10 protein-coding genes and 1 pseudogene are annotated in these 11,948 nt (G+C 67.5%); 3 read left to right on the top strand and 8 right to left on the bottom strand.

The annotated features are described in order from the left end of the window. Positions 1-10: 10 nt before the first annotated feature. Complete coding sequence (locus KZO24_RS18470) at positions 11-1,045, bottom strand: ABC transporter substrate-binding protein (RefSeq protein WP_370424457.1); 1,035 nt, start codon at positions 1,043-1,045, stop codon at positions 11-13. Between the two features lie 237 nt (positions 1,046-1,282). Here KZO24_RS18470 and KZO24_RS18475 point away from each other — a divergent pair, with 237 nt between their 5' ends. Beyond that, positions 1,283-2,221, top strand: a complete 939-nt coding sequence (locus tag KZO24_RS18475) for an LLM class flavin-dependent oxidoreductase (RefSeq protein WP_271183098.1) — start codon at positions 1,283-1,285, stop codon at positions 2,219-2,221. A 16-nt stretch (positions 2,222-2,237) separates the two neighbouring features. Continuing rightward, on the top strand, positions 2,238-3,392 hold the full coding sequence (locus KZO24_RS18480) for an LLM class flavin-dependent oxidoreductase (protein ID WP_271183097.1): 1,155 nt from the start codon (positions 2,238-2,240) through the stop codon (positions 3,390-3,392). A 130-nt stretch (positions 3,393-3,522) separates the two neighbouring features. Here KZO24_RS18480 and KZO24_RS18485 read toward each other — a convergent pair whose 3' ends face one another. The 4 genes and pseudogenes from KZO24_RS18485 to KZO24_RS18500 form a co-directional block, all read right to left on the bottom strand. Further along, complete coding sequence (locus KZO24_RS18485; protein ID WP_271183096.1) at positions 3,523-4,587, bottom strand: ABC transporter substrate-binding protein; 1,065 nt, start codon at positions 4,585-4,587, stop codon at positions 3,523-3,525. A gap of 112 nt (positions 4,588-4,699) precedes the next feature. Next, positions 4,700-5,551 (bottom strand): ABC transporter ATP-binding protein, encoded by an 852-nt coding sequence (locus KZO24_RS18490; protein ID WP_271183095.1) that lies wholly within the window; start codon positions 5,549-5,551, stop codon positions 4,700-4,702. A gap of 49 nt (positions 5,552-5,600) precedes the next feature. After that, positions 5,601-6,329, bottom strand: a pseudogene (locus KZO24_RS18495) (ABC transporter permease); the annotation flags it as partial. Continuing rightward, positions 6,326-7,090 (bottom strand): ABC transporter permease, encoded by a 765-nt coding sequence (locus KZO24_RS18500; protein WP_486487525.1) that lies wholly within the window; start codon positions 7,088-7,090, stop codon positions 6,326-6,328. The pseudogene KZO24_RS18495 and the gene KZO24_RS18500, both read right to left, overlap by 4 nt. 212 nt (positions 7,091-7,302) lie before the next feature. Here KZO24_RS18500 and KZO24_RS18505 point away from each other — a divergent pair, with 212 nt between their 5' ends. Further along, positions 7,303-7,632: a DMT family transporter gene (locus tag KZO24_RS18505; RefSeq protein ID WP_271183091.1), complete on the top strand. Its 330-nt coding sequence runs from the start codon at positions 7,303-7,305 to the stop codon at positions 7,630-7,632. Between the two features lie 104 nt (positions 7,633-7,736). Here the strand turns inward: KZO24_RS18505 and KZO24_RS18510 are convergent, their stop codons facing one another. The 3 genes from KZO24_RS18510 to KZO24_RS18520 form a co-directional block, all read right to left on the bottom strand. Further along, positions 7,737-8,483, bottom strand: coding sequence for a siderophore-interacting protein (locus tag KZO24_RS18510; protein WP_271183090.1), 747 nt, complete (start codon positions 8,481-8,483; stop codon positions 7,737-7,739). A gap of 17 nt (positions 8,484-8,500) precedes the next feature. After that, entirely contained in the window at positions 8,501-9,100 is a 600-nt protein-coding gene (locus KZO24_RS18515; protein ID WP_271183089.1) for an O-methyltransferase, read from the bottom strand. Between the two features lie 165 nt (positions 9,101-9,265). Continuing rightward, a complete protein-coding gene (locus KZO24_RS18520; protein ID WP_271183088.1) occupies positions 9,266-11,851 on the bottom strand; it encodes a TonB-dependent receptor in 2,586 nt (861 codons plus the stop codon). Positions 11,852-11,948: the final 97 nt, after the last annotated feature.

Below are 11,948 nucleotides of genomic sequence, written 5' to 3' on the forward strand. Positions count from 1 at the left end.
AGCGTTACCTTCAGGCGGCGCGGTCGAGCGCCCTCAGCGCCAGTGCGGCGGCGAGCGGGCGGGCGTCCACCCAGGCATCGACGTCCACCGAATTTTCGAGGAAGCCGTGCAGTCGCAGGAAGCGCTCCTGCACGCGCAGCATGTCGATCCGCTCGGCGGAAAGGTCGGGGTGCAGCGCGCGGTGGAAGCCGTCGCGATAGGCGGCCTCGACGCCGACCGGCCCCGCGAAAGTCTCGCGCTCCAGGATGTGCTTCAGTTCCACCGGATGCCCGGCGGCCCAGTCGGCGGCGCGCAGCGTCTGGTGAAGGAAGCGCACCACGAGGTCGAAATGCGCCTCGATCATGTGGCGATGGGTGACGATCGGACGCGGGGTGCCGTTGTTCACCCGCGTCATGCGGCTGGGATAGGCGTCGAGGTCGATGCCCACTTCGAGCCCTAGCGCCATCGCGGCTTCGGCGGCGGCGGCGCCCTTGACGTAGACCGCGTCCACCCGCCCTTCGGCCAGCGCCTGAAGGCCCGACCACATGCGCTGCATCATCTGCGGTTCGGAGAAGTCCACTTGCGGCGTCGGCACGTCCACCAGCGTCACGTCCTCCAGTTCGAGCCCGGCCAGCCGCAGCGCGTTCTTGATCCCGTGCAGCGACATGCCGCGCACGACCGAGGCGCCCCGCGTCGAGACGTAGCCCGGCAGGGCGAAACGCAGCCCCTTGAGGTGCGCGGGATCGAGCACCTGTTCGCCGGGGCGCACCATGATCGCCTGTCGCTCGTCGATCCAGGTCAGGCCGATCACCCGCGTTTCCGCGCCCAGCGCCCGCGCCGCGAGGGCGGGGATGTTGCCGCCCTCGCGAAACAGCGCCCGCGTCATGTCGTGATGGTCATGCTCGACCACGCGCAGACGGTCCTCGCGCAGCCAGTTCACGGCGATGCCGTCCCGTCCGAAATCGGCGTCGAGCCAGCCCAGCGACCAGGCGATGCTCGATGCGGCGGGCACCGGCGAGCGCACCAGCCAGATCCGATTGAGTTCCCCAGTCCCCGTCACGCTCACCGCACCGCATCTCCGTTCGTTCGCCGGCCTGAAAGCAAAGGCCGTGCCAGCGCCGGGCCATGGCGCGATTGAGCGGTTCCGGCCGCTCGCGTGTCCAGATCGCGACGCTGCGCTGCGCAGAATTGCGCAGCAGGGCGGCACGCAGGAACCGAGGCGCGGGAAGCGCCGTGGTTTGCCGAGCATGGCACGGTCCATGCTTCGGAGAAACCGCAATATCTCGATCGAAGGGAGCCACCGATGGCACTGCGTTTCTACTGGCACTTGTCGAGCACTGCGGCGGCCGACCGCCGCCGCGCCGAATGGGGCGATGGTGACCGGCCCTGGGTTCCGGCCCGTGATGCCGGCAGCCGCCGCCTCCAGATCAATCACTACGACTATCTCACGCAGGTTGCGCGCGCGGCGGAGCTGACCGGCTTCGACGGTATCGTCATCCCCGACGAGCCCGAGGGCGAAGAGCCGTGGATCGTCACCGGCAACCTGCTGCGGGAGACGCGGCGGGTGCAACTGGTCACTGCCGTCGCGCCGGGGTCTGCCTCGGGTGTCTACCACGCCAAGATGGCGGCGAGCGTGCAGCGCTTCTCGGGCGACCGGCAGGGCTGGCTGATCGACCCGCGCCAGGGGCCGGAAGCCGGGGACGCCATCGACGAGGCCGAAGTGCCCGCGCGCGCCGGCGAACTGTTGACGCTGCTGGACGGCGTCTGGGGCGACGGCCCGTTCGATCAGGAGGGCCGCCACTTCGTCGTCGAGAAGGGTGGTTTCGGCGATCTCGTACGAGGGCGGCGGCGCCCACCGGTATGGCTGCGCGCATCGCAGGCGCCCGATGCGGACCTGCTCGCCCATGCCGAAGTGCTGCTGCTCGATACACGCCTGTCGATCGAGGCACTTGGCGATTTCGTGTCGGGCGCGCGTGATGCCTACCCGAACTTGCGCATCGCCGCGCGGATACCGCTGCTCGCCCGCGCTGAAGCGGCCGACGTCGCGGTGGAGCGCGGGCGGACGGCGCCCTCGGCCGATACGCTGGTCGGCACGTACGATGAGGTCGCCGCGACGCTCGCGGACCTCGAACGGGCGGGCCTCGATATCGCCGTGCTGTCGGCCACCAACCAGATTCACGAAGTCCACGTCGCGGGCGAGCAGGTCATCGGCCGCGTGCGGGCAGCGGCGATCGCCGCCTGAAGGAAAGGGCAACGACATGAGCATCGATTTCTACTGGCGCATCCCCACGCATGGATGCAGCAGCTCGATCCGCGAGCGCAGCTTCAACCGGGGAGACTGGTCGCCGCTGGCCCCCGGCAACCAGACGCCGGGGCTGGTGGACGGCGGGCCCGACGGGACCAGCTACCTCGACCACATGGCCGAGATCGCGCGCGCGGCGGAGATTTCCGGTTTCGTCGGCGGGCTGCTGCCCTCGTTCCCGATGACCGACGACCCCTGGGTGATCTCAGCCGCGCTTGCGCGGGCGACCAAGGCCTTCCGCTTCATGATCGCGTTCCAGCCGGGATTCCTCAGCCCCGTGCGCGCCGCGCGCATGTCCGCCAGCCTGCAACGGGCGACCAATGGGCGGGTGGTCTACAACATCATCACCGGTGGCGGCGGTCCGGCGCAGCGCTGGTGGGGCGACCCCTTCGACCACGACGATCGCTACGGCCGCACCACCGAGTTCCTCGACGTGATGAAGGGCGTGTGGAAGGACGGCCCCTATACGCACAAGGGCCGCTTCTACGAGGTCGACAACGGCGCCCTGCCGCCGGCGCTGGCGCAGGAGGATCTGCCGACGATCTACTTCTCCGGTTCGTCCGAGGCGGCGTTGCAGTCGGCCGCGCGCCACGCCGATTATTACCTCTCGTGGCTGGAGCCGTTCGGGCAACTGGCGCAGAAGTTCGATCAGGTGAAGGCGCGCACCGCCGAACTCGGCCGCGCCATCAAGTGCGCGATCCGCGTCGAAGTCGTCGCCCGGCCCACCGAAGAGGAAGCCTGGCGCGAGATCGAACTGGGCTTCGCCAATGTAAAGGCCGCCAGCCGTAACGAGTTCGGCGAGCGGCGCGGGGACTCGGTGGGCGTGCAGCGCCTGGCCGGGCTGGGCGTGGCCGACGCGCGGGACTGGCGCGACCTTATCGTCTCGCCCAATGTCTGGGGCGGGTTCAGCCTGCTGCGCCCCGGTCCGGCGCTGGGCATCGTCGGCAGTTACGAGAACGTCGCGGCGCGGCTGGACGAACTGATCGGGCTGGGCGCGGATTCCTTCATCCTCGCCGCCACGCCGCATCTGGAAGAGGCTTACCGGGTGGGCGAGGAAGTGCTGCCGTTGCTGGGGCACCGGGCGGTGCAGCGGCTGGAGGCGGCGGAGTAGGCGAAAAAGAGCCCGGCGATTTTCGCCGGGCCTTGTTGTGTGTCACCCTCGTCATTGCGAGCGAAGCAATCCAGGGCGGTTTAATGCTGCCTTGGATTGCTTCGCTTCGCTCGCAATGACGAACGGGGCCTCAGCGCGGCTCGGTCCACCAGCCTTCGAGCTTCAGGTCGCGGATCGCCTTGTCGACATAGCTACGGTCGATCAGGTGCGAGACGTCCACCTTGCTGCGCGTCAGCCCGGTCTGCGCGGCGTAGTCAGCCACGAAGTCGAAGTGATCCTGTATTTCGCGGCCCGGCAGCGGGGAATAGCGCTGGCGCCACGGAAGCTGGTTGTTTTCGGCGTCCCGGATGACCGCTTTGAGCGGTGTGCCGCCCAGCGTTCCCCACGACAGCACGGTATCGCGGTGCTTCTCCTCGCTCGACCAGCGTGCCTGCCGCACGAAGGCATTGACGACGATCTGGACGATGTCGGGGTGCGCGTCGATGAAGTCCTTTCGCGCGAACGTTCCGGCGACCATCTTCCAGCTTTCCGGTGCATCCTTGGTGGACCACAGGACGCGGGCGAGGCCCTTTTCCTCCAGCACGTAGGGTTCGGCCTGAATCAGCACGATGGCATCGACTTTGCCGCCGGTCAGCGCGGCCTGTCCGGCGACGGCATTGACGTTGATGATCTTGAAGTCATCCAGCGTCATGCCCTGCGACTGGACGTAGCGCGCGAAGCCCGCCTCCCATGGCCGTCCGCGATGGAGCGCGATGCGCTTGCCCTTGAGGTCACGCAAGGTGCGTGCGGGCGAGTCCCGGCCCACCGCGAGGTAGATGTTCGAACCCGCGCGGCTGGGGACCACCAGCTTGAGGTTCACGCCGCCCGCCATCGCGATCACCGAGGGTAGGTCGCCATAGGCCGCCATGTCGATGGTCCTCGCCGCGAAGCCCTCGTTCACCACCGGCCCGCCGACGGAAGGCGGCACCGGCACCCAGCGGGCCTTCCAGCCCTTCTTCGCCAGTTCGGCGTCGAGCCAGCCGTCCTTCTGGATCTGGGCGAGGCCGCCGATGAATTCGTTCGCGCCGTTCTTCGGCGAGACGATTCCGGCGATGTCGACGACTTTTTCCGCCGGCTCGCCGCTTTCGGAGGAGCAGGCGCCCAGCAATGCGAGGGCGGGTAGCAGCAGGGCCAGGAACGTGCGGCCTTTGGTCATGGATAACTCCGGGTCAGGGTGGTGCGGGATCCTTCGACAAGCTCAGGATGAGCGGAGGTGGGGTAAACTTCCCAATTCCGCTCAGGCTGAGCTTGTCGAAGCCCAATGGCCATCAGCTACGGGTTCGCGCCGGGAACGAGACGAGCGTGCCGTCCTCCTCGCGCGGTTCGCGGGTGAGTTCGCCGAGGATCTCGTCCTTGAGGCGGTGCAGCAGGGGCGAGGCGCGGTCGCGCGGGTGGGGCAGGTCGACGTCCACCACGCGGGCGATGCGGCCCGGGCGCGGCGACATGACGACCACCCGGTCGCCGAGGAACAGCGCCTCGTCGACGTCGTGCGTCACCATGATCATGGTGGTGCCCGCCTCCATCCAGATGCGCTGAAGTTCGGCCTGGACCTTGACGCGGGTGAGTGCGTCGAGCGCGCCCAGCGGCTCGTCCAGCGCCAGCACCCTGGGTTCGTTGACCAGCGCGCGGGCGATCGCGGCGCGCTGGGCCATGCCGCCCGAAAGCTGGTGCGGATAGGCCTCGCCGAAGTCGGACAGGCCGACCAGCGCGAGGTGCTCGGCGATCAGGCGCTCGCGCCGTTCCTTCGGCAGTTTCTGCTTGAGCAGCGCCACCTCAACGTTCTTTGACACCGTCATCCACGGGAACAGGCGGTGGTCCTGGAACACGAGGCCGCGTTCCAGCCCGGTGCCCGCGACGCGGGTGTCGTCCAGCCGGATTTCGCCGTCGTAGTCGGTGTCGAGGCCGACGATCAGGCGCAGCAGCGTGGACTTGCCGCAGCCGGAGGGGCCGACGATGCTGACGAATTCGCCGGGCCGGATCGACAGGTTGATATCGTCCAGCACGGTCATCGATTTGCCTGACATCGCGTAGCGCTTGGACAGGCCGGTGATGCGCACGGCGCCGGTGCGGGATGGTCCGGTGGTCCCGGCTGGTTCGCGCAAGTGTCGAGGGTCGGTCATGGCTTGTCCTAGTTTCCGGGGCGGGCTGCCAGCGCAGCAGGCGGGCGCGCAGCAGGGCGAACAGCTGGTTGAGGGCAAAGCCCATCACGCCGACACAGGCGACGCAGACGAGCACCACGTCGGTCCGCGCGGCGACCTGCGCGGCCATCATCTCGGTGCCGAGGCCAGCGGTGGCGCTGAACAGCAACTCGACGCCGATCGTGGCGATCCACGCGAAGGCCAGCGCCTGCGAAATGCCGGTGAAGACCAGCGGCAGCGCGCTGGGCCAGGCGATCAGGCGCAGCGACTGCAGGCGGGTGAAGCCGTAGAGGCGGCCCACTTCGGCCAGCTTGCCCTCGACCGCCTGCATGCCCTTCTGGGTGTTGAGGACGGTCGGATAGAAGGCCGAGAGCGAGACGAGCAGCAGTTTGGCGCCGTCGCCGTTGCCGAACCACAGCGCCACCAGCGGCAGCCAGCCGAGGATCGGCACCTGCCGCATGGTCGTCACGATCGGCCCGGCGGTTCGGTCGAACGGCCGCCACAGGCCCATGGCTATCCCGGTGGCGATGCCGATCGAGCCGCCGATCAGCAGCGCCGTCAGCGCGCGCTGGAGGCTGGCCCCGGCGTGAAGCAGCAACCGCCCATCGAGCAGCATCTCCACCAAGCTGCGCGCGACCTGTTCCAGCGGTGCGAAGGCATAAGCATGGCCCGCGCCCTGCCGCGATTCCCACTCCCACCAGCCGAGCACCAGCGCCGGGAACAGCAGGGCGAGCGAAACGGATCGCAGGCGCAGGCTCATGTCGCGGTTCTCCAGCGGCTCAGGTGGCGTTCGAGCCGGACCATCGAAGCGTCGAGCAGGAAGCCGATCAGCCCGGCGACGATGACGCCGCACAGCACGACGTCGATCTGGAACAGCTGGCGGCCCATCTCCATCATCTGGCCGAGCCCGCTGTCGGCCGCGAGCAGTTCGGCGGCGACCAGCGAAAGCCAGCCGCGCGTCAGGCCCAGTCGCAGTCCGGTAAGTACTTGCGGCATCGTCGCGGGCAGGATCACCCGGGCGAGGAAGGGGGCCAGCGGCATGCGATAGAGCCGGGCGACTTCGCGGTGGCTGGCGGGAATGTCGCGCACCGCGTCATGCGTGGCGAGGGCGGAGGGGAAGAAGCTCGCCACCGCGACGATGACGATCTTGAAGCTGTCCTCCACGTCGAAGAACAGGATCAGCAGCGGGATGAAGGCGATCGTCGGCACCTGCCGAATGCAGGTGAACGTGGGCCAGAGCAGGCGGTGCACATTGCGCGAAAGCGCCATCGCGACGCCGGTGGAAACGCCGACGACGCTACCCGTCAGGAACCCGCAGCCGAGGCGGTAGAGGCTGGCCGAAAGGTGGCGTTCCAGCTCGCCGCTGGATGCCATCGCCAGCAGGGTGGCGCCGATCTGTTCGAGCGGGACGAGCACTTGCCTGGGCCAGATGCCGGTCAACGCGGCGATTTCCCATAGAACCAGCAGGCCGAGCACCGGCGCCAGTCTGATTGCGGCTTTCCCTGGGCTTGGTCTGTGCACTGCGAAAGGTACTCCCGGTGCCGGTGCGGCGCTTGTTCACTTCCGGTCCCATTCAGCAAGGTCCATGCCAGACACCGCAAACCGGCTGTGCGGGCGGACCTGAATGGTGGAGCACGGCCATGCTGTCGAAATCTGCGCAGCGGCTGCATCGAAACCGCCAGAGCCGGGGCAATCAGGTTGTCAGCACGCGCCGGGGGCATAGGCCCGCAGGCATGAACTGGCTCTACCTTGTCGGCGCCATCGGCTTCGAAATCATCGCCACGTCCGCGCTCAAGGCGACGGATGGCTTCACCCGCGTGGTGCCCACCGCCGTGACGGTGGCATGCTACGTCGCGGCGTTCTTCTGTCTTTCGGTGGCGCTGCGCACGATCCCGATGGGGGTGGCCTATGCGATCTGGTCGGGCGTGGGGATCGTCGCGATCTCGGTGATCGGGCTGGTGGTCTACCGCCAGCAGCTGGACGCCCCGGCGCTGGCGGGGATCGCGCTGATCCTGGCGGGCACGCTCGTCATCAACCTGTTTTCAAAAGCGGCCGGGCACTGAAAGTTTGATCGACTGACGTGGATGCGGCACCGGCCGCTGCTTCTGCGGGGCAGAAGCAAGCCCGCACCCGCGCAAGTCTGCGCGGGTGCGGCGGAACGCATCGCTCAATCCTCGATCCGCCCGTGCGAGTCCGCTTCGCCCTTGCGCCAGTAGCCGGCGGCCTTCGACCATTCGCGCGGGTGGCCGCGTTCGGTGACGAGGTGGTCGCGCACCGCGCGCGCCACGGTGGTTTCCCCTGCGATCCAGACGAAGCCATCGCCCTCGGGCAGCGCGATGTTGCGCAGCACGGCGAGCAGCGCGGCGGGATCATCGGCGCTTCGTGCGGGACGGTGAGCCCAGATCGGCACGAGCCGGGCGGCGGTCTCGAAGTGCTGTTCCTCCTCGGGGCCGGTCACCGCGACGACGCTGATGACGTGCGCGCCTTCGGGCAGTTCCTCGATCCGGCGGCCGATCGCCGGAAGCGCCGTCTCGTCGCCGACGAGAAGCCACCAGTCGAAAGTGGGCGACATCACGGCCGAACCGCGCGGCCCGCCGATTTCGAGGGCATCGCCGGGTTCCGCGTCGATCGCCCAGCGGGTTGCCGGGCCGGCGTCGTGGACGGCGAAATCGAGTGTGAGGGTGCGTGCCTCGCGATCGTAGGCGCGCGGGGTGTAGTCGCGCCGCTGCTCGCCGCCGTCTCCGGCAGGGAGGAACAGCTTGACGTGGTCGTCTGCGCCGAGGCTGACGAAATCGGCGAGGTCCTCGCCTTCCACGACGATCCGGATCATGTTCGGCGTGATGCTGGTCTTGTCGCGCACGGTGAGGTGGCGACGGCGCGTTTCGTGCCGGTGGCGGGTGATTTCATGCTTCATCGGGATAGCTCCTGGATTCAGGCGGGCGCATAGCGGCTGACTTCGATCCCGGTGCCCACGGGCAGCAGGATGCTCGTCACGCCGGGTTTGGCGCGCACGGCCTCGACATAGGCGCGGGCGTTATCGCCGCCCGGCCGGATGATGTTGTCGGCGACGATCACCGCGCCCGGCGCCAGCCTGGGATAGAAGGCGTCGAGGGCGGGTACGTAGAGGTCTTTCCACAAGTCGAGCAGGACGAAGTCGATCGGTTCGTCGATCGCCGCGATCAGTTGCAGTGCGTCGCCGACGCGGAAGTCGATGTATTCGGCAAGTCCCGCCGCCGCCGCCTGCTCGCGGGCGTGGGCGGACTTGTAGTCCTGCAGTTCCAGCGTGATGACCTTGCCGCCCGAGGCGCGCGCCGCCTCGGCCAGCCAGATGCCGGAATAGCCGTAGGACGTGCCGATCTCCAGGATCGTGGGCGCATCGAGGCTGCGCGCGATCAGGTTGATGAGCCGCCCGGTGTCCGGCCCGACGGCGAGAAGCCGGTCGTCCCTGGACCCGGGCGTGAAGGGCTGCGTGCGTTCGTGCGCGATGCGGGCGTGATAGCCTTCCAGCACCGCGCTGACTTTATCGTCCATGTCCTGTCCTTGATCGACGGCGTCCCGTTTCATGTCCGGGGACTCGGTGAGTGCCTTGCCGTCTCAGGATAAGGATGGATAAGCGTCAATCAAGATATATCTTAAAAGTAATTTGTATCGCTTGGTATCACGCCCGTCCCGCTACCGGGACGGGGCGTTTCGCCGTCAGAAGTTGAAGCCGAACTGCGCCGTGATCGAGCGCCCGCGCGTGGGCTGCAGGAAGGTGTTGGTCGAGCCTGTCAGGCCGCTCACGAAGTTCAGCTGGTCGGTCAGGTTCTGCACCTGGATCTGCGCGTTCCAGCGCGGCTGGCGGTAGAACAGGCCAAGGTCGAGGTTGTAGCTGGTGGGGATGCGCACCGTCTTGCTGAGGTTGAGATACCACGGGCTCGTCAGCCAGCCCGACAGTTCCGCGCCGAAGCCCGAAGGGTGGCGCCAGTCGAGGTAGCCGCTGAGGTTGTACTTGGGGATCTGCACCGCGTCGAAGCGGCCCGCCGGCAGTTGGTTGAGGACGTTGCTGTCGCTGAACACCGTTCCGTTGTCCGCCACGAAGCCGCGTGGGGCGAAACCGGCCTGCGAGGTGTATTCGTTGTAGGCGGACAGGTAGTTGAAGTTCAGCCCGGTGCGCCAGGCTTCGCTCGGCTGGTAGCGCAGGGTGGTCTCGATGCCCTTCACCTTGAGGCGGGCGATGTTGTTGAACTGGTCGGGGCTCTGGTCGCGCGCCTGCTTGAAGCCGGAGAGGGTCACGAACAGCTGGCCCGCGATCGGCTCGGCCTTGATGCCGACTTCGTAAAGTTCGCTCAGGCTTTTGAACTGCAACGGGTTGAGCAGGTTCGCCGCCGCGCCGCTGCCCCAGGTGAGCCCGTTGGAGAACAGGCCGGTGTTGATCGCGATCGAGCGGTCGTACGTGAAGTAGATCGTCGAGCTTGCGGTCGGCTTGACGTAAGGGCTGACCTGCACCGAATAGAGCGTGTAGTCGCCGTCGTCCTTGCGCTCGCTGGCGCCGGGCAGCGGGAAGGGGTTCCTGATCGAGGCATCGACCCAGCTGCGGCTGCCGCCCACGTTCAGCCCCGCGAAGTCGCCGAACTTGAGGTTGTGCTGGGTGAAGGCGGTGATCGTCGTCCAGGCCGTCTGCGAGGTATAGGCGGCGACCGATTCCGCGTAGAGACCGTTGCCTGCGTAATACATCGGCGGCAGGCTCAGCCAGCCGAAGTAGTTGGAATACTGCGGCTGGCCCGCCGTGCCGATCCACGCCGCGTTGCCGCCGTTGGGATTGGCGGTGGTTATGCCCAGCAGGTCGCCCGGGTTCTTGGTCGAGGGATCGAGCGTCAGGTCGTAGGCGTAGATGCTCGTGCCGAAGCTGTTGTTCGCCGAGATCGAGCGGTTGGTCTCGCGCCGGTAGATCACGCCGGTATTGCTGTCGTCGACGATGCCGCCGCCGAACTCGAAGCTGTGGCGCACCTCGAGGCGGTTGTCGAAGATTCGGTCGCGCGACTGCACCTGGAACGATCCGGTGGCGTCGGTGGTGTCGCTGGAGCGCTCGTAGAACGTGCTGTTGACCAAGCTGGTGTGCTCGCCGACGTCCCAGTTCAGCTTGAGCTGCGCGGTAAAGCGCCTGGAGGTGTTCTGGTCCTCCGCGCGCTGCGAGCGCTGGCGGGAGATCTTCGTCAGTTCGTTGCCTTCCAGCGTCGGGTCGTAGACCCAGCCGCGCACGGTGCCGGGGCTCGTCTGGGTGTTGGGCGAGGCGGTCTGGAACGTGCCATCGACGACCACGTACTGGCCCGCGGAATTGCGCGCGCGCTGCACCCAGCCGGTGGTGGCGGAATTCGCGTCACCCGAGGCGAAGACCGGCGACCAATAGGTCGAGCCGTTCTGGATGATCGGCGTCGCCCGGCCCGCGTAATAGAGGCCGTCGTCCACCAGCGACTGCGTCGCGCGGTTCCAGCCGTGCGTGACGTTCCAGTCGTAATAGTTGTCGTAAGAGGCGTTGAGGTCGGCGCGGAAGTTGCTGGCGGGCTTCCATGCCAGCGCGCCGTAAAAGGCGTAGAAGTTGTTCTTCACTTTGTCGTAGTAGTCGTCCTGCTTCTGCACCGTGATGCTGGTGCGGTAAGCCAGGGTGTCGCTGATCGGTGCGGTATCGTCGCCGGTCACGGTGAAGCCGAACTTCGACTTGCCGTCCGGAATGATCGAGCCGATGCGCGTCGTCAGGCTGGAGCGGCGCTGGTCGAAGTCCGGCTTCTTGGTCAGGTAGTTGATATAGCCGCCGCTGCCCGTCACCGAACCGAAGATCACCGAAGAGGGACCGGCGACGATGTCCGCGCCTTCGTAGGCGTTGAAGTTCGCCGGGTGGCGTACAGCATAGCCGCGCTGGCCGTCCTGGAACACTTCGGAGCCTTGCGCGCGCAAGGTCGGAACGATCCCTGCGTTCTGCCCGCCGCCGCGCGTGATGCCCGGCGCGTACTTGGCGAGATCGTCGGAGCTGGTGATGATGTCCTTGGTGAGCTGCTCGGTATTGATCTGGGTGACCGAGCGCGGCGTGTTCAGCAGCGTCTCGCCGGTGCCGTAGATCGAAGTCGGCGCGCGGCTCGAAAGGATCGAGGTTTCCTTGTTCAGGCGCTCGCCGTTGACGGTGATCGCGTCCCCGTCCCTGTCTGCGGTTTCGGCGGCCGCCTCCTCGGCGGTCTCGGCATGGGCGGTGGCGGTGAACGCCAGCGACAGGGCGCTGGCGGCGATAAGGTACTTGGTGACGCGCATGGGATGCTCCTGCTTCGACCCGGCAATTCGGTCTCTTGCGGCCGGTGTCTTCAAGGCGGAGCCGAAACCCTCATGCGGACCCCCGGTGCGGCCGCTC

It is taken from the genome of Novosphingobium sp. NFX11 (genome assembly GCF_057376415.1).